At 43.9% G+C, this 18,334-nt stretch carries 11 protein-coding genes and 1 pseudogene; 11 read left to right on the top strand and 1 reads right to left on the bottom strand.

Annotated features, from left to right (window positions below; all coding sequences use genetic code 11):
- Positions 1-17 precede the first annotated feature (17 nt).
- The 4 genes from BDD39_RS07580 (at position 18) to BDD39_RS07565 (ending at position 5,229) form a co-directional block, all read left to right on the top strand.
- Complete coding sequence (locus tag BDD39_RS07580) at positions 18-2,006, top strand: acetoacetate--CoA ligase (protein ID WP_166909502.1); 1,989 nt, start codon at positions 18-20, stop codon at positions 2,004-2,006.
- Positions 2,007-2,200: 194 nt separating this feature from the next.
- The gene (locus BDD39_RS07575; RefSeq protein WP_166909499.1) at positions 2,201-3,172 is read left to right on the top strand and encodes an iron-hydroxamate ABC transporter substrate-binding protein; all 972 of its coding nucleotides are present in this window, start codon (positions 2,201-2,203) and stop codon (positions 3,170-3,172) included.
- A gap of 27 nt (positions 3,173-3,199) precedes the next feature.
- The gene (locus tag BDD39_RS07570; RefSeq protein WP_166909497.1) at positions 3,200-4,237 is read left to right on the top strand and encodes a FecCD family ABC transporter permease; all 1,038 of its coding nucleotides are present in this window, start codon (positions 3,200-3,202) and stop codon (positions 4,235-4,237) included.
- A complete protein-coding gene (locus BDD39_RS07565; RefSeq protein ID WP_166909495.1) occupies positions 4,234-5,229 on the top strand; it encodes a FecCD family ABC transporter permease in 996 nt (331 codons plus the stop codon). The genes BDD39_RS07570 and BDD39_RS07565 overlap by 4 nt, the downstream gene beginning before the upstream one ends.
- A gap of 137 nt (positions 5,230-5,366) precedes the next feature.
- On the opposite strand, the pseudogene BDD39_RS07560 reads toward BDD39_RS07565, so the two are convergent.
- A pseudogene (locus tag BDD39_RS07560) lies at positions 5,367-5,974 on the bottom strand (transglutaminase-like domain-containing protein).
- Positions 5,975-6,304: 330 nt separating this feature from the next.
- Here BDD39_RS07560 and BDD39_RS07555 point away from each other — a divergent pair.
- The 7 genes from BDD39_RS07555 to BDD39_RS07525 all read left to right on the top strand — a co-directional run bounded on the left by BDD39_RS07555 (position 6,305) and on the right by BDD39_RS07525 (position 17,838).
- On the top strand, positions 6,305-7,276 hold the full coding sequence (locus BDD39_RS07555) for an ABC transporter ATP-binding protein (RefSeq protein ID WP_166909493.1): 972 nt from the start codon (positions 6,305-6,307) through the stop codon (positions 7,274-7,276).
- Positions 7,273-8,046 carry an ABC transporter permease gene (locus BDD39_RS07550; protein ID WP_166909491.1) on the top strand — a complete coding sequence of 258 codons (774 nt, stop codon included), beginning with the start codon at positions 7,273-7,275 and terminating at the stop codon, positions 8,044-8,046. The genes BDD39_RS07555 and BDD39_RS07550 overlap by 4 nt, the downstream gene beginning before the upstream one ends.
- 2 nt (positions 8,047-8,048) lie before the next feature.
- Positions 8,049-8,837, top strand: coding sequence for an ABC-2 family transporter protein (locus tag BDD39_RS07545; RefSeq protein WP_166909489.1), 789 nt, complete (start codon positions 8,049-8,051; stop codon positions 8,835-8,837).
- Positions 8,838-9,155: 318 nt separating this feature from the next.
- Positions 9,156-14,729, top strand: a complete 5,574-nt coding sequence (locus tag BDD39_RS07540; protein WP_341801455.1) for a DNRLRE domain-containing protein — start codon at positions 9,156-9,158, stop codon at positions 14,727-14,729.
- Positions 14,730-15,088: 359 nt separating this feature from the next.
- Positions 15,089-15,733: an RHS repeat-associated core domain-containing protein gene (locus BDD39_RS07535; protein ID WP_166909487.1), complete on the top strand. Its 645-nt coding sequence runs from the start codon at positions 15,089-15,091 to the stop codon at positions 15,731-15,733.
- 623 nt (positions 15,734-16,356) lie between these two features.
- Positions 16,357-17,532 carry an RHS repeat domain-containing protein gene (locus tag BDD39_RS16230; RefSeq protein ID WP_208404349.1) on the top strand — a complete coding sequence of 392 codons (1,176 nt, stop codon included), beginning with the start codon at positions 16,357-16,359 and terminating at the stop codon, positions 17,530-17,532.
- Positions 17,533-17,637: 105 nt separating this feature from the next.
- Positions 17,638-17,838 carry a hypothetical protein gene (locus BDD39_RS07525; protein ID WP_166909485.1) on the top strand — a complete coding sequence of 67 codons (201 nt, stop codon included), beginning with the start codon at positions 17,638-17,640 and terminating at the stop codon, positions 17,836-17,838.
- Positions 17,839-18,334 lie beyond the last annotated feature (496 nt).

Below are 18,334 nucleotides of genomic sequence, written 5' to 3'. Positions count from 1 at the left end.
TAAAAACGCAGATCATCATGAAAGCGATTACGGAAGGGACAGTGCTTTGGAAACCGACAAAAGAGCAAATAGAAAAATCCAACATTCGACGTTATATGGACTGGCTTAAAGAAAAAAAAGGACTTTCTTTTGAAACATATCGGCAATTATGGACATGGTCGGTGGAGCAGCTAGAAGATTTTTGGGAAACGGTGTGGGAATATTGCGGAGTTAAATCAGTGACTCCATATCACTGTGTGCTGGAAGAACGCAAAATGCCTGGTGCAAAATGGTTCCCAGGAGCAACATTAAATTATGCGGAGCACGTATTCCGCCATGTACGCGATGACCGTCCAGCGCTTATTTTCCGTTCGGAACGCGTCCCGTACCGGGAAGTATCCTGGCAGGAGTTAAAGGAAAAAACGGCCGCTGTGGCAAACGCTCTTAAAAAAATCGGCGTCAAGCCGGGAGACCGTGTTGTTGGGTATATGCCGAACATTCCGGAAACAGTGATCGCCTTCTTGGCGTGCGCAAGCATTGGCGCGATTTGGTCGTGCTGTTCGCCGGATTTTGGCGCGGGCAGCGTCATTGACCGCTTCTTGCAAATCGAACCGACCGTGCTGTTTGCGATCGACGGCTGCCAATATAACGGCAAAGAATTTGATAAGATGCCAATCGTTCAGGAATTGCGCGAAAAACTGCCATCCCTGAAAAAGACGATTTTGCTTCCGTATTGGCGCGAACAGGTGCAAGCGCCAGATGATTCCGTGTTATTATGGGAGGATATTATTCAGGAAAAAGGCGAGCTTTCCTACGAATATGTACCGTTTGACCATCCGCTTTGGATTTTGTATTCTTCGGGGACAACCGGATTGCCAAAGCCAATCGTGCAAGGGCATGGCGGCATTTTGCTGGAGCATTTAAAGTTGTTCATAATCGCGGAAAATATGACAAAGGAGAGCACCTTTTTCTGGTTTACGACAACGGGATGGATGATGTGGAATTTTCTCATCGGCGGCTTGCTGGTCGGGGCAACAGTGGTGCTTTATGACGGCAGTCCGACCTATCCGGATGGAAACGTATTATGGGATCTGGCCGAAAAAGCGAAAATTACCCATTTTGGTACGAGTGCAGCGTTTATCAACGTATGTATGAAACTTGGACTGAAGCCGAAAGAATCGTACGACTTGTCCCATTTGCAGACGGTTCTTTCGACCGGGTCTCCGCTCACTGTCGAAGGATTTGTCTGGGTATACGAAAACGTCAAGGAAGATATTAATTTAGCCTCCTGCAGCGGGGGGACGGATGTATGCACCGCCTTTGTCGGCGGCTCGCCGATTTTGCCGGTCCGCGCTGGCGTCATTTCCTGCCGCTCGTTAGGAGCAAATGTGCAGGCATTTGATGAAAATGGCAATCCATTAATGAATGAAGTCGGGGAGCTCGTGATTACCGAACCGATGCCGTCGATGCCGTTATTTTTCTGGAACGACCGCAATCATGAACGCTATATTAGCAGCTATTTTGATACGTATCCAGGGGTTTGGAAGCATGGCGACTGGATTAAAATCGATGAGGAAGGCGGCTGCGTCATTTACGGACGCTCTGATTCTACGATTAACCGCGCCGGTGTCCGCATGGGCACAAGCGAGATTTATCGCGCCGTGGAAGCGGTCGACGAAGTGCTCGAAAGCCTGATCATCGATTTAGAAATGATGGGCAGAACCTCGTTTATGCCGCTCTTTGTCGTATTGAAACCGGGTGCAGTGCTCGATGAGGCGTTAAAAGAGAAAATCAAGCAAGCCATCCGGCAGAACGTGTCGCCGCGCTTTGTCCCAGATGAAATTTACGAAGTGAAGCAGATTCCAAAAACGTTAAACGGAAAGAAAATGGAAATTCCAATCCGCAAGCTGTTGCTCGGATTCCCGCTCGAAAAAGCGGTCAATCCAGGATCGATGGCAAATCCGGAATCGTTGGATTTCTTTATTGAGCTGTCTACTAAACTAGCAAGTCATGTAAAAAACAGATAAATTATAGGCAAACGAGGATCGTTTCGCCACGGAATAGCCGCAGTGCCGTCGGAAAGACGACGCTGGTAAACGGGGTGAGGAAGCCGTCTTTGACCAGAGTGAGCTTCCTCTTTTTTTATTGACATATAAAATGAAAATGATTATCATTTTTGTTGGTTACGATTTTCATTATCATTTAGAGGGGGATCAAGAAAATGCGGATGAAAAAAAGAAATATAGCATGGATCATCATGGTGGCGCTTATTCTCGTATTCACAGCCGCCTGCGGAAACGAGAAAAATAATGCGGCCACGGAAAAGCAGGCAAAAACAGAAGAGAAAGCAATGAAGACATTTACGATGGCAAACGGCAAAAAAGTCGAAATTCCCGTTCACCCGAAACGCGTGGTGATGCCGTACGAGTTTTTAGGAAACTCGTTGGCGCTCGGGGTCAAACCAGTCGGTGTCACGCAGGCGGTCATGGAAAACCCGTACATAAAAGAACAAGCGAAAGGGATTGAAAACGTTGGTAACCCGATTTCCCTTGAAAAAGTCGTTGAATTAAAACCTGATTTGATTATTGTATATTTAGAAGACCAATACAAACAGCTATCGAAAATCGCTCCAACTGTTTTCATTCCATTTGGCCATTATAAAAACATTCAGGAAGAAATGCGCGTATTTGGCGAGCTTCTCGGCAAGCAAAAGGAGGCGGAGCAATGGATTCAACAATTTGAGGAGAAAGCGGCAGCCGCCCGTGAAAAAATTAAAGGTGTCATTGGCAAAAATGAAACCGTTGGTATTTATAAACTGCAAGGAAAAGATTTTTATGCCATCGGCGACAATTTTGGCCACGCCGGTCAAATTATTTACAACGCTCTGCAGCTGACACCGCCAGAAAAAATTAAACAAGAAGTGATCCAAGGCCCGCAATGGAAATTAATTTCACTCGAAGCGTTGCCTGACTATGCCGCTGATCATATGTTTTGGACGGTATATAAAATGGACGGAACCGAACAGGCGGAAAAAGAGCTGAAAAACAGCGCGATTTGGAAAAACTTAAACGCGGTTAAAAATCATCATGTTTATAACATGAAGATCGAAGACATTTGGTTTTCGGATGCCATTTCACTTGAACATCAGCTTGATCTTGTTGTCGATACGCTTCTTTCCGCCAAGCAAAAATAGGACGCGCTGATAGCGAGGAGAGAGAAGATGGAAACAGTAATACGAGAAATAGATCAGAAATCGTCATCGCGCCCGTGGGCGGCGGTGCTGGTGCTAGTCTTTGGGCTTAGCGCCATTCTTTTTAGCATCGCCGCATCAATATCGGTCGGCGCGGCGGATATCCGTTTAGCGACCGTGTGGGATGCGCTTTTCCATTACGATGCGCGGCAAACCGCCCACGCTGTGATCCGGGATTTGCGCCTGCCCCGTTCCCTTGCCGATGTGCTTGTCGGTGCGGGTTTTGCGGTTGCGGGCGCGATCATGCAAGGAATGACGAGAAATCCGCTTGCTGATGCCGGGCTGTTAGGGATTAATGCTGGTTCGACATTAGCGGTGGCGGTCTGTTTTGCGTTTTTTTCCGGTCTTTCATATCAAGCGATCATCTTTTGGTCGTTTTGCGGCGCCGCGGTTGCTGCGGCGCTCGTGTATGGGGTCAGCGCGCTTTCTAGAGGCGGCGTAACGCCGATTCGCCTCGTGCTGGCGGGCGCCGCGGTCAGTGCCTTATTTACATCGCTTAGCGAAGGAATCGCGATCCATTTTCAACTCAGCCAGGAATTGGCGTTTTGGTTTGTCGGCGGTGTGGCGGGAGTGAAATGGAGCCAGCTGAAACTGCTGGCGCCTTGGCTTGTTTCTGCTTTCGTTTTCGCCTTATTATTGGGACGGTCGATAACACTTCTCAGTTTTGGCGAGGAAGTAGCGGCCGGATTAGGGCAAAAAACGAAAATGGTGAAGTTAGCGGGAGCGATTGTGGTGCTGATGCTTGCCGGCGGCGCGGTGTCGGCGGTCGGCCCGATCGGGTTTGTCGGACTCATTGTTCCTCATTTGGCCCGCTTTGTTGTTGGTGTCGATTATCGCTATGTCATTCCGTGTTCCGCGGTGCTTGGCGGGTTATTGATGATTTGGGCCGACATTGGCGCGCGGATGATCAATCCTCCGTATGAAACGCCGATCGGCGTGCTGTTTGCGTTAATCGGGGTGCCGTTTTTCCTGTATGTCTCCCGCAAACGAAAGGGGGAATTTGCATGAGCCGCCGTCGTATGGTGATTCCATTTCTTTTCCTTTGTTTGCTTGTGATCGTCGCCATCAGCCTTCATGCAGGAGCAAGCAGCATGGATCCGATGGAAGTGGTAAAAACGCTTGTTGGCATGGGGACGGCACAGCAGAAGCTTATTTTATTTGAGTTTCGTCTTCCACGCATGTTGGTTGCGATACTAGCGGGCGCCGGGCTGGCGCTGTCCGGATGCGTCATTCAAACGATATCGCGCAACCCGCTTGCCGACCCGGGCCTTTTAGGGATCTCCACCGGTGCGGGAGTCGCTGTCGTTCTATATCTTTCCCTGTTTCCAACGGGGGCGGATGCCCCGGCGCTCTTTCTCCCGTTTCTTGCTTTTATCGGCGGCGCGCTGGCGGCCGGTCTCGTGTTTGCATTGTCGTACGAGCGGCAGCAAGGGCTGCTTCCTGGGCGCATCGTTTTGACAGGTGTGGCGGTCGCCGCGGGGTTAAGCGCGCTCATGACGGTGCTGTCGCTGCGGCTGAGCAGAGAGCTGTATCAGTTTGCGGCGGTTTGGCTGACGGGAAGCATTTGGGGAGCGACGTGGGACTATGTGTGGGCGCTGTTGCCATGGGTGATGGGGCTGTTTCTTTTCGCGTCTTACAAAGCCCGTGTGCTGGACGCGTTATCGTTCGGCGAAACGATCGCCACCGGGCTTGGGGCGGCGGTGACAAAAGAGCAGCTGCAGTTGCTGGCGGCCGCCGTTGCTCTAGCGGCTGCCTCCGTATCCGTAAGCGGGGGGATCGGATTTATTGGACTCATCGCCCCGCATCTGGCGCGGCGGCTTGTCGGCGCGCATCATGCGTATGTTGTGCCGGCGTCGGCATTACTTGGCGCATGTTTGTTATTAGGGGCAGATACGGTTGGCCGCGCGGTGCTTCAGCCATCGGAAATTCACGCCGGCATCGTCGTCGCCATTGTCGGTGCGCCGTACTTTTTATACGTACTGGCGCGCTCCGCCCGCTGAAGGCAGGTTTTTATTAAATAAAGGTAAGCATAATTAGTCGTGTATAATATGTTTGCTTACCTTTTTTATTTCTTGTGAACTAACGCTACCATTAATGAAAGTAATATTACAAAAATATATATGAAAGAGGCGGATCTTTATAAATTGTCAGGCAAATAATATTTATACATTTTTAACGCATCTGTGTGTTCCTCTAAAACGGAAATCGTTTTTGGGTTCGGTTTCGTATAAATGATAGGAAAATCTTTTTCTTCAAACTCTTCTTGGACTGGAAAAGCTAATATCTCTTTATCTATAGAAAATTCTGCCTGTACTCCTGGTTTGTTTCCACGGGCATCTAAACGAATCCACCGATTTAATGATGGAAGAAAAACACCATTCAATGCATGAAGGGAGTAACCCTTGTCAGGTGTATCGAATAGCATAAGCCGTTGATAACAAAAGCCTGTCGGGATTCCTTGAGACCTTAATAAAGCCGCTAATAAGTTCGCTTTTGCATAACAAATTCCTTCTTTATAATAAAGTACCTCAGAAGCTTTACATGTAACTCTTGTGCTTTGTATATCCCACGAGTGCGAAATCTCATCTCTCACAAATTCGAATGCTATTTTAGCCTTTTCGATTTCTGACTGCCCTTCATGAAACAATTCATTTATTTTTTCTGGATGAAAGGATGGGAAAAATCGACAACATCTAATTCTTCTAGATAGTCCATTAAATTAGCGGACTCGGGAATTAGTTCCATTTTCGTTCCCCCTTAATTAAATATATTTTACATAATTATAAAAATATTTAAATAAAAATACAATTATAATTGACTTGGGTTAATTCAGCTATACTGCCTGTTCATTGAAAGTTTACATTGGCTTGTATAACCTTTTTAATGGCTTCATCTGATAGGGGAGAGCCTTCCTGGAATCTAAAGGCTTCGCTGCGCTCCCTGCTGTGGGTTATGTCCCTCTCTTTAAAGTACAGTTCATTTCGGAAGTCTGCTTTTTGTTTGCATCCTTCCTGCCGATCATATAAAAATAATGTACGGACAAAACTTCTTGTCATCAGATGGAGGAAGAAAACGATGATTCGCGTGAAGCATTTGCATAAATCATTTCGCGTCCACACCCGCCAAGCGGGCTGGCTGGAGGCCGTGCGCAGCTTGTGGAGGCGCGAATATCGGGTGGTGGAAGCAGTCAAAGATATTTCGTTTACGATTGAAAAAGGGGAAATTGTCGGGTTTTTGGGCCCGAACGGAGCGGGAAAGACGACGACGATGAAGATGCTGGCCGGTCTGTTGCATCCGACTTCGGGAGAAATTACAGTTGGCGGCTTCGTTCCGTTTGAACAAAAAGCGGAATTTAAAAAAATGATGAGTTTAGTGATGGGGCAAAAAAGCCAGCTCATTTGGGATATCCCGCCGATGGAAACATTTTTAGTCAATAAGGCGATTTATGAAATCGATGACCGGGCGTTTCGCGAGACATTGGACGAATTGGTCGAATTGCTCGAGTTAGCGCCGCTTCTAGACAAACCAACGCGCAGTTTGTCGCTCGGGCAGCGGATGCGCTGCGAGCTGGCGGCGGCGCTATTGCATCGTCCGCAAGTATTGTTTTTAGACGAGCCGACGATCGGGCTTGATGTCCATACACAGGAAAAAGTGCGCCGTTTTATCGTGGATTACAACCGCGAGCATGAAACGACCATTTTGCTGACGTCGCATTATATGGGCGATGTGACGGCGTTGTGCGACCGCGTCATGATTATCAATTATGGAAAGCTGATTTATGATGGGGAGCTGACGGTGCTGACGGAGAAACTCGCCCCATACAAGCGGCTTGAAGTTCGTTTTGCCAAAGTGCCTGACGTGCGCTGGGAAGATTACGGAGAGGTTGTGGAAATGGAAGACGGCAATGTGGCGTTGCGGGTGGCGCGGGAGAAAGTGGCAGAAGTATCGGCGCATTTTTTGCAGCATTTCCAAGTCCATGACATTAACATTCAAGACCCGCCGATGGAAGAAGTGATTACGCGCGCGTTTCAGGAGGGAATTTCATGATTCGTAAATATATTGCCCTTCTGCGCATGAAATATATCGAAATGTTAGCCTATCGACTTGCAACGATTGTCTGGATGACGGGAGCGATTGTTCAGCCGCTCATTACAATGGCTGTATGGATGAACATTGATCCGTCCCAAAGCGACGCTTTCCTCTTTTACTTTATGGCGGTCATTTTTGTCGAGCGGATGACGAGTGCGTGGGACGTTTGGGAGCTGGACCGCGAAATTCGCGAAGGGGAGTTTTCAAACTATATTTTGCGGCCGCTTCACCCGATTCATTGGGCGATTGCGGAAAATGTGGTGTATAAAGCATTGTTTGCTGCCATCTTGGCTCCGATATGGGCGATAGCGGCGCTGTTTGTGCCCGCGCTTCGCTTTGACGTGACAGGAGGACAGGCGCTTCTGTTTTTGGCGGCGGTGCTGCTTGGCGCTGCGCTTCGCTTTTTGCTCAGCTACATTTGCGGACTGCTCGGCTTTTGGATTACCAAAGTCATAGCGGTCTATGGCGTGCTAGAAGTGGTTTCCTTATTTTTATCGGGACGGATTGCACCGCTGTCCATGCTTCCGCCGCTTTTGCAGCAATGGAGCATCTTTTTGCCGTTTCGCTATATGATCGGGTTTCCGATTGACATCGTTACCGGATCGGCCAACGGCCATGATATGCTGCAAGGTTTTGCCATCGCGTCGATTTGGGTCGCGGTGTTCATGATTGCTTTGCAGTGGATATGGAAAGCGGGATTAAAGAAAAATCAGGCGGTAGGTGGTTAAGCGTGCGAAGATATGTACGGATTTTCCGCGAGTTTTTCCGCACCTGTTTCGTGGAAGAATTGGAATATCGCAGCGAGTTTCTCGGCAATCTCGTCTCCAGCTTTTTTGGCATTGGGATTGCGATTTTGACGATCAGCATCTTTTTCTATCAGACCGATCAATTAGGAGGATGGGCGTATGCCGACGTGCTTGTACTGCTTGGCGTATTTAATACATTAAGGGGCTTGATTGATTTCGCCCTGCGCCCGAACATGCCGCGCCTGCTCGAACATGTCCGCCGCGGCACATTGGATTATATTTTGACCAAGCCCGTCGACAGCATGTTTTACGTCAGTTTCCGCCATTTAGTATTTTGGCGCCTGATTGACGTTTTGCTTGGCCTTGGCGTCATCGGCTACGGCTTGATGGCCAAACATTATATTCCGTCGTTACTCGATGTGCTGATTTTTCTCCTCACCATCGCGGCGTCGTTCGTGTTGATTTATTCGTTATGGATGATGCTGATGACGACGTCGTTTTGGGTCATCCGCATTGACGACTTGTCCTTTATTTTTGATTCGTTTTTTGAAACAGCAAGATTTCCGGTCGGCATGTACCGCGGCTGGGTGCGCGTCGCGCTGACGTACGTATTGCCCGCCGCTGTCATTACGAACATGCCGGCGTTGTCACTGTTAGGAAAGTGGAATATGACTGCCGCACTCATCGCCGTTTTGCTGGCCTTGGTCTTTCTATGGTTGGCGCGCCGCTTTTGGCGCTTTGCGCTTCGCTTTTATACGAGCGCGAGCAGTTAAGGAGGGAAAGTCCTCTGCTCAGATTGCCAGCAAGCTAAAAAGGGTTACAGACATTCGTCTGTAACCCTTTTTGTCTACAGTCTGAAATTCGTCTTTAAAGGTGAATTTACCATTTTTGAACAATAATGGTCATTTTTTATCTCTTATCATTAATCAAGCGGGAACGGCGGAAAATGGGGAAATTCCGCCATTTTGTAAGCATGAAAGCTATCGGTTGTCATTTTACAATAATTGGATTATTCCCAATATATCTACCATATTGCTATAATTTGATTGTCATCCGGATGATCAGAAAATTACGAAAGGAAGAAAAATAAAGTGATAGAGAAGCCGCTGCCTAATCACCATCGCCTAATCGCTGTTATTCTTTCATTTTGTTTAATTTTTAGTTTCCTTGCTCCCCCATTTGCACAAGCTGCTCCTGGTAAATCGGAACGGGCAGTACAAAAAAAGCAAAACATTGAAGCTGATATTGGTGAGCTACCTAGGAAACTTCCAAAATCAAAACTGGAATTAGAAAGTAAACGGACAAAGTATTCGACACGCTACTTAAATCCAGATGGAAGCTTTACGGAAGAGATTTACTTACAGCCTCAATTTTATCAAGATCCTAATGATAAGAAGTGGAAAAAAATCAACAATGACTTAAAGCCGGGCGAGGCAAATCAGTTTGAAAACACAGCAAATGCATTTAAAGCAAAGTTTGCAGAACAATCTAATCAAGCTGAACTTGTTTCTGTCGAAGAAAAAGATAAAAGCCTTTCCTTCACCCCTGTACAAGGAAAAAATGTACAAGGTGTTGTGAAAAATAATGAAATCACTTATAAAGGGTTATTTGAACAAACAGATGTACGATATCGTATCCATGGAGATGCGGTAAAGGAAGATATCATCCTGAACAGTAAGCCTAGTACCAACACATTTTCTTTTGAATTAAAACTAAAAGGATTAAATGCCATCACTAAAAAAGATGGGACCATCGTTTTGGAAGATCAAAAAGGAAATCCAAAGTGGTATTTCGCAAAGCCGTATATGACCGACGCAAACCATAAGTATTCGGATAAAGTCACTCTTCAGCTGCGTAAAGAAGATGGTAAAACTTACGTCGATGTCGTAGCGGATGAAAGCTTTTTACAAGATCCGGACACAAATTATCCAGTCACGATTGATCCTACCATTAATAACTGGGATGTTTTAAGGGATAATTTTATCGCGAGCAACTTCCCGGATTCGATCTATTCCAGCAACACATACATGCATACAGGTTATAACAGTTATTTCGGCATTACACGTGCTTTGGTAAGATTTTATCTTCCAAGCCTTCCAAGTGACAGTGTGATTTCGAGCGCGACTTTTAATGCGTACCAAACGAATACGGACGGTCAACAAGTGTCCATTGATTTATACCGGATTACAAGCAATTGGACCTCTTCGGTCACCTGGAATAATCAACCTTCCATCGGAAGCACGAAAGAATCAACGGTAACAAGCAACACAGCGAATGCGTACTGGAGCTGGGACATCACTCAGTTAGTTAAGGACTGGTATAATGGCATTCAACCGAACTATGGGCTGATGCTGAAGCAGCAAAACGAAGCATCATCGCCATATCGTACCTTTAATACCGTAAACAGCGGCACCAATACTCCGCGCATTACGATCAACTATTGGGTGGAGCCCATCGGCACCGAGTCGTTCTGGATGACCACGAAAGACGGGGTGAACCCGGCTAACGGAAACCTGGTTTTACAAGAAACCGATCTTGCGATTCCTGGTTTGGGGGAAGACGTCGAGATTACGAGAACGTACAATAGCCGAAAGTCCGGCTTGAATGGAATGTTCGGTTATGGCTGGTTCACCAATGTGGAAATGAATCTATGGGATTCAGGCAGCGGACCGATTACCTTTGTCGATGAAGACAATACTCGTCATATTTTTGGTGAAAAAATCGGTGGCGGATATGAAGCAGCCGGTGGTGTCTATCTCGATTTAGTCAAGAATGCCGATGGCACCTATACCATTACCAAAACAGACGGCACGAAATTTCATTTCAATACGGACGGAAACCTTTCTCGTATTGTCGATACAAACGGAAACACCACCACATTTAATTATAATGCGAATGGTAAGTTAACTTCCATTACGGATGCATCGGGACGCACCACTACCATTGCGTATGGAACGAACGGGTATGCCAGCATTACAGATCCAGCAAACAGAACGATCTCTTATGAGTATGATACTTCTGGGAACTTAACCAAAGTCACCGATGCACAAGGGAATGTGACCTCGTTTACTTATGATTCCAATCATAATTTAACCAGCATCAAAAATGCTAGAAATATCACCACAACGATTCGCTACGATACGTCTGACCGCGTCATCAGTATCGAGCGGCCGATCACGATCAACGGTACGCCGACAACCAGTACCACAAGCTATTCTTATGACCAAACGAATAGTGTTACATCGGTGACAGATGGAGAAGGCCGGCGGGTCGATTACACATACAACGCGAACGGGAATGTCGTTCAAATCACGGAAAATCCTTTGGATGCTCAAAATAAAGCAGTAACCACGTTTGACTATGATAATAACAACAACTTAACTCAAGTGATTGAACCAAATGAAAATAAGGTAAATGGAACAGCAGCTTTCATCTATCAATATGATGAAAAAGGAAATATCATAAGTGTGCAATTGCCAGAAAATCAATCGGCTCAATATACGTATGATTTTCAAAACAACCTCATCAAAGCACAAGATTTCAATAGCAACGTGAGCACCTTTGATTATGACCAAAATAATAATCAAACGGAATCCATTGATCCTTATGCCCAATCGGTTGCCCAACGATACGATAGCGTTGGAAATCTTGAGTATTCCACATATCCGATGTCTACGGCGGATAACTTGGCAAGCAACTCCAGTTTTGAAATCGATGATAATGCGGATAACTGGCCAGATAACTGGACGAAAGCGATCGAGACAGGAAAAACAGCCACATTCGATTGGACGACAACCAGCAAATTCGGAAATAAAGCAATAAAAATTTCGAATCCGACCGGATGGGCGATTGTCAGCTCCGACAAACAGCCGTATGATGGCGGAACCTATGTGGCGAGTGGTTATGTGAAAACATCCGCCACCTCCGCACAAGCGCTGATCAAAGTGGAATATTTTGATGCGCAAGGAAACTGGCTGAATCAAAAAGTTTCTTATGAATTAGCTGGTACACACGATTGGACCCGGCTTCATGTCGTGGCGGATAACGCACCAACTGGCACCAAATCTATTCGGGTATCGGTTGGCTTAAATGCCGGTTCGGGAATTGCTTATTTTGACGGCATTCAATTAGAGAAAGGAACGGTTGTCAGTGCCTATAACCTTGTAGACAATTCCAGCTTCGAGCGAGATAGCAATGGGGACGGTATTCCGGACAACTGGACAACAAGCGGAAACCTTTCTGCGAATGATGGGATGGATGCAACGGCTGTCAATGTATATGTCGGAGACAACTCGTTCAAAATTACTGGGGAATCTGGAAAAAATAAATATATTAAACAACGGATCAATATTTCCGGCGACAGCAATACCAAACTGACGTTGTCCGGATGGTCGAAACAAGAAGGCGCAAATCCAAACGGTGGATACTATAATTTACAAGTAGCGATCCACTATACGAATGGCACAACGGATTGGGACTATGCCAACGATTTTGACAAAACGAAGACCGACTGGCAGCATGTGGCAGCGGAAGTCAAGCCGAAACAAGCGTTTGATTACATTGAAGTGTATTACTACTATTTTAATCAAACCGGAACCGCATGGTTTGATGCAATGCGCCTAGAAGTAGGGGCTTCCCATACTGCTTACACGTATGATGCGAAGAAAAACTATGTAACCCAAATCAAAGATCCGGCAGGAAATACGGTTTCTTACACGTATGATGCCGTAGGAAACCAGACAAGTGTAACGGATGGAAAGGGAAAAACGACTTCTTATGAATATAATGCCAATAACCAATTGACAAAAGTCACGGATCCAAACGGCAATGTGACGACGTATGGTTATGACGGTGTAGGAAATCGTACATCGGTTAAGAATGCAAAGAATTATATAACCAACTATACGTATAATGAGTTGAATCAGGTTTCTGGTTTCACGAACCCGTTAAATCAAACGACGTCCTTTGCCTATGATAAAAACGGCAATCTCACAAAGGTTACCTACGCCAATGGCGATAAGGTATCCTATAGCTACAACGCGCTGAACCGCCTTGTTTCGATTGCTTACAATGGCGTGACGAAATGGACGTTGAATTACGATGCCAATGGCAACGTGACATCGGTGACGGATGCAAGCGGAAATACGATCACGTACACGTATGATAAGAATAATCGTCCAACACGAATCAGTAAAGGGGCATCTAATTCCATTGCCTATGGCTACGACAATAACGGAAACGTGACGTCCACCTCCATCACAGCGGGTACAACAACCGACACCATCGGATACAGCTACAATCCGTTGGATCAGCTAGTCGTGTTGTCCAGAAACAGCGCCAACCTTGCGAGATTTACGTACGATGAGCGAGGGAATATTTCATCCATCATCCATGCGAATGGCACCTATACCGCCTACGAGTATAATGATGCCAATCAGTTGAAATCGATTAAAAACTTGGGCGCGAACAGCAATGTCTTAAATTACTTCAACTACAGCTATGATGCCAATGGCAACATTACCACTGTAGAAACGAACAATGGAACGATCACGTATCAATATGATGCATTGAATCAGTTGACAAAAGAAACACTAGCAGACGGAACAACCATCACGTACGAATACGATGCTGTGGGGAACCGTACGAAGAAAATCGTAAATGATGGAACGACGACTACTACAACAACGTACACGTATGACGCCGCCGACCAATTAACGACCGTCAACGGACAAGCATACACCTACGATGCCAATGGCAATTTAACGAACAACGGCAATAAGACATTTGTGTATGATGATGACAACCGTCTTATTGAAGTAAAAAATGCGTCTGGTACAACCATCGCGTCCTTTAATTATGATCATCTAGGAAGACGCATCAGTAAAACCACATCAAATGGAACCATCTATTATCACTATGATGGGGACTCCAATAGAGTCTTGTATGAAACAGATGCCAACAATAACATCGTTGCGGAATACACCTTTGATTCGTTAGGTAATCCGGCAACGATGACGAAGAATGGGGTAACTTATTATTATCATGTAAACGGACATGGTGATGTAACAGCTCTAACGGATTCAAGCGGTAATGTCGTAGCTGAATACAGCTATGATGCTTGGGGGAATATTATTTCGCAAACAGGGACGATGGCTTCGTCTAACCCATATCGTTATGCGGGTTATCGATATGATGAAGTGACAGGATTGTATTATCTAATGGCTCGTTATTATGATTCTAAGACAGGCCGATTTATTACCAGAGATACTTTCCATGGTTTTGAAAATGATACATTAAGCTTAAATCAATATACCTATACACAAAATAACCCTGTTATGTATGTTGATCCAAGTGGACATTTAAGAATAATAAGTGTAGATTGGGCTGGCTCAGTTTTTAATACTGCTGTCAGTTGGGCCCTTACTGGCAGTTTTGGTCTTGCCGCAATTCAAGCCTATATTAAGAAAAAAGGAAAAGAAGCAGCAAGAAGAATGTTTTACAAGACTGTAAAGGATAAGCTTATAGCTTGGGGTGCAGGATCCCTAGCTGTCAGTCTAGGCTTTATAGTGGATACTGTATTGGACTATTATGACATAGGTGGTTGGATTGCGAAAAAACTTGATAGTATTGACCGTAAACCAAGAAATGGATGGATTGATATTTAATGAAAAAATGGTTGTTTTTAATTATTTTGTTTATTTGGTTCACTTTCTGTAATCATCTAGACATTTTATTAGGGATACACAAAAAAAATATTAACTATTATTTGATTGTGTTTCCTTTAGGTTTGGGGATTTCACTTTTAATTCTATATCTCTTCCTTAACAGTGGTAAAAACAAAAAATAATTCTTAATACCATTTTACCTATTTCTTTAGTAAAAGGCTGCCATTATGAACGTGTACCTGTCAAGTAGAATCTAAAAAAAGACTAGCTATTACGTGGCATGAGTTCTAAATTACAAAGGACTCATGCCGTGTTTATTTTGTATTCTTTCTTGGTACTTATGTGTTTGGATCTCTGAATTGGAACTCCTGGTCACTATACAGGAGAGGAATTATTGTCGCAAAAATATCAATATGATGTGTGGGGGGAAAATCATTTCCCCAACCAACGCCATGGCATCGGCCACCCCATACTGTTATGCAGGATACTATTATGATGAAGAAACTGGGTTATACTACCTGATAGCATACGATGCGAACATCGGGCGTTTCTTAACGAGAGATGCGTTCCATAGGTTTGAAGATGATCCACAAAGCTTAAATCAATATGCTTATACAAAAAATAATCCTGTTAATTTCACTGATCCTAGTGGGCATTTTTCAAAACGGATTAATTTAGGTTTTAACAGTTACATTAAAGTTAGTGGTGGTTGGCAAAATATATATGTATCAATTAATATAACTCCTGGCTTTCTAATAAGTACAGGAATTGGGTTTGCAATAGGTGGAGCTGCTGGTTATGCAGTGAAAAAGTTTTTGAAATGGTATCTCTTCCCTGTGCTTGCAAATGTAATATTTACTTGGGGCGCAGAAAAGGTTGTTAACTTTTTAGCTAAAAAAGTTTCTAAGGCTACATTTAAAAGAATATCTAAAGGGTATAATTGGACAAGGAAAACTATATTCTATATGAGTATCAAGGTTCCTAATTTAATTTTTAGACGATGATTGCCTAGGTACATTAATTACTACTTTTTAACGAACCAAGTTGACAAATTAAACAATGGTCTTTCCTAATAATTTTGGAAAGACCACTCTTCTTTTTTTAGTTGGGGGTCGTAGAATAACCTAATCAGGTACTACGGATTTTTTGACATATTTAAGAAATTGTTACTTGTTTAAATTTTCATATGGTATCAAAAATCATAATAATTTACTATAAGATTTAGATGTCAACAAGTAAAAAGAATTAAAATTATACTTGGTTCCAATCGTTAATATTGAGTAATTACTAGAGGAGGTAAAAATGGAAATTATAACAATTAAGAAAGACACTTCGATGTTAGTTTTGTTTGGACTACTTTTTGTTATTATTTTTGGATTATGGTCAATAAAAAGATTTTACTCATACAAACCTACGTATAAATGTAGATTAGATTTTCTGATGGAGAACGCTAGTTTAATTGCTGGATTTCTTACAGGTCTCGGGTTACTCCTTATTGCATTTTTCATGTAACCAACGATTCACCAAAATATTCCTTTTTGTGAATTTTGGTAACGAAATTGCTCATTAGCCCCCTAATGAATTTGGACACTCGCTGAGGTTGTTTTTTTATTATCGAAGTGACCAAATGAAGAGAGCTTTGATATACACGAAACGAAGAAAACATCCGAACACATACGAATACAATGCTGTCAGGAACCGCACGAAGAAAATCGTAAATGATGGAACGACGACTACTACAACAACGTACACGTATGACGCCGCCGACCAATTAACGGCCGTCAACGGACAAGCGTACACGTACGATGCCAATGGCAATTTAACGAACAATGGCAATAAGACATTTGTGTACGATGATGACAACCGTCTCATTGAAGTGAAAAATGCGTCTGGCGCCACCATCGCGTCATTCACGTATGATCAGCTTGGAAGACGGATCAGCAAAACCACATCAAACGGAACCATCTATTATCACTACGATGGCGACTCGAACCAAGTGCTATATGAAACAGATGCCAACAATAACATCGTGGCGGAGTATACGTGGGACGCAGACGGCCACCCAGTCACGATGACCAAAGGTGGAGTCACTTACTATTATCACCTTAACGGCCACGGAGATGTCATGGCATTAACGGATGCGAGCGGAAATGTCGTTGCGGAATATCAATACGATGCGTGGGGGAATATTCTTTCCAAAACCGGCGCCATGGCATTAGCCAACCCATACCGTTATGCGGGTTATTATTATGATGAGGAAACTGGGTTATACTATTTGATGAGTAGGTATTACAATCCTGAAGTGGGTAGGTTCATTAATGCAGATAATGCAATGGTTGTAAAGGGTATTACTGACCTCGCCATAACAGAACCTGCAATGCATAAAGGTGATTTCACATTATTGGAAAATATGTTTGCATATGCTGCGAATAATCCTGTAATGCATGTCGATCCAGATGGGTACTATTGGGGAAATCACTGGTGGAATTCAAAATGGTTTGTAAGTAATGCTATTAATTGGGGAATAACTGCACTTGTTGGTGGGGGAATTGGTGGACTTTCTCTTTATCTAAGAAACCTATCAAAGAAATATCTTGCTGACAGAGCTGCAATCATGTTTGCAAATGAACTAAAAAAGAAACTTCTTGCTAAAGGTATATCTGCCCGAATTGCTAGTTATGTAGCAAATGCTGCTAATGTTCTATTTAACGTGTTAATGTGGGCAACGGATCCAGGTAGCAAAATTTTTGCCCGTATAGATTCAAAGGATCATGTACCGAATAACGGATACCTTAACTTGTAAAATGTGTAGCAAAGAATCAATAAAGTAGAAACTTCTTTACAACCCATTGCCATAAGAGCCTAGATTGATTTTATGGCAATGGGTTCCTCTGGAAGGAGGGATAATTTGAAACAAACAATAGGAAGATTTTTTATTTATTTTCTAGGTTTTTTTATTCTTATAATGATTTTTGGGGGAATATCTAAACCTTATGAAATGGATATTGATGGAATAGTTCGGGCGTTAGTTATCTCTTCTGCTTCTGCTTTGTCATGGATTATTGGTCAATATATTGTGAAAACGAAAATAGCGAAAAAAAATAAATAAGGTAATAATGTAAAGAAAAAGGTTATTCGATGATTCAAAACGCGGCTATTAGTTATATTCTCGTTCAAATGATGGCATTGCTAATGAATTTATTGGTCGAAATCGCAAAAGCAATGTGATAAAAGGCGGAGCTCCCACTCCGTCTTAATTTATTACATATTCATATCCGGCTAATTGTTTCACCGGAACTAAAAGAAAAGCTGGAGGCTTGGTGCAGGGAGTATGGTGTTAAATATGAGGTGCTATGCAAGTAAGTGGATAAAAAAGAAGGCGGAGTAAGACTCCGACCTTCTTATGTACTGTCCTATTATAATTACAGACCAAGACTTTAATGAGAAATGTACAGGGCGAAAGTTACGGGGAATTGCTGAAGCTTATGAAGCCCTCCAACGAATATTGAAGAACGTTACAATTAACAAAATAAGAGAGGACAAATCCTCCCATCTATCCAAATTTATTTCAGAGATACCCTATATATCTTAATCATCACACAAAA

Source organism: Saccharococcus thermophilus (assembly GCF_011761475.1).
In the GTDB taxonomy this organism is placed as follows: Bacteria; Bacillota; Bacilli; order Bacillales; family Anoxybacillaceae; genus Saccharococcus; species Saccharococcus thermophilus.
Note: the sequence above shows the minus strand (reverse complement) of the source record. Positions and strands in the feature narration are given on the sequence as shown.

What these genes read in the sequence shown, in the direction of transcription:
- BDD39_RS07555 (WP_166909493.1), top strand. Translation starts at nt 6,305, where the DNA reads ATGATTCGCGTGAAGCATTTGCATAAATCATTTCGCGTCCACACCCGC.
- BDD39_RS07575 (WP_166909499.1), top strand. Translation starts at nt 2,201, where the DNA reads ATGCGGATGAAAAAAAGAAATATAGCATGGATCATCATGGTGGCGCTT.
- BDD39_RS07565 (WP_166909495.1), top strand. Translation starts at nt 4,234, where the DNA reads ATGAGCCGCCGTCGTATGGTGATTCCATTTCTTTTCCTTTGTTTGCTT.
- BDD39_RS16230 (WP_208404349.1), top strand. Translation starts at nt 16,357, where the DNA reads ATGAAGAGAGCTTTGATATACACGAAACGAAGAAAACATCCGAACACA.
- BDD39_RS07550 (WP_166909491.1), top strand. Translation starts at nt 7,273, where the DNA reads ATGATTCGTAAATATATTGCCCTTCTGCGCATGAAATATATCGAAATG.
- BDD39_RS07570 (WP_166909497.1), top strand. Translation starts at nt 3,200, where the DNA reads ATGGAAACAGTAATACGAGAAATAGATCAGAAATCGTCATCGCGCCCG.
- BDD39_RS07580 (WP_166909502.1), top strand. Translation starts at nt 18, where the DNA reads ATGAAAGCGATTACGGAAGGGACAGTGCTTTGGAAACCGACAAAAGAG.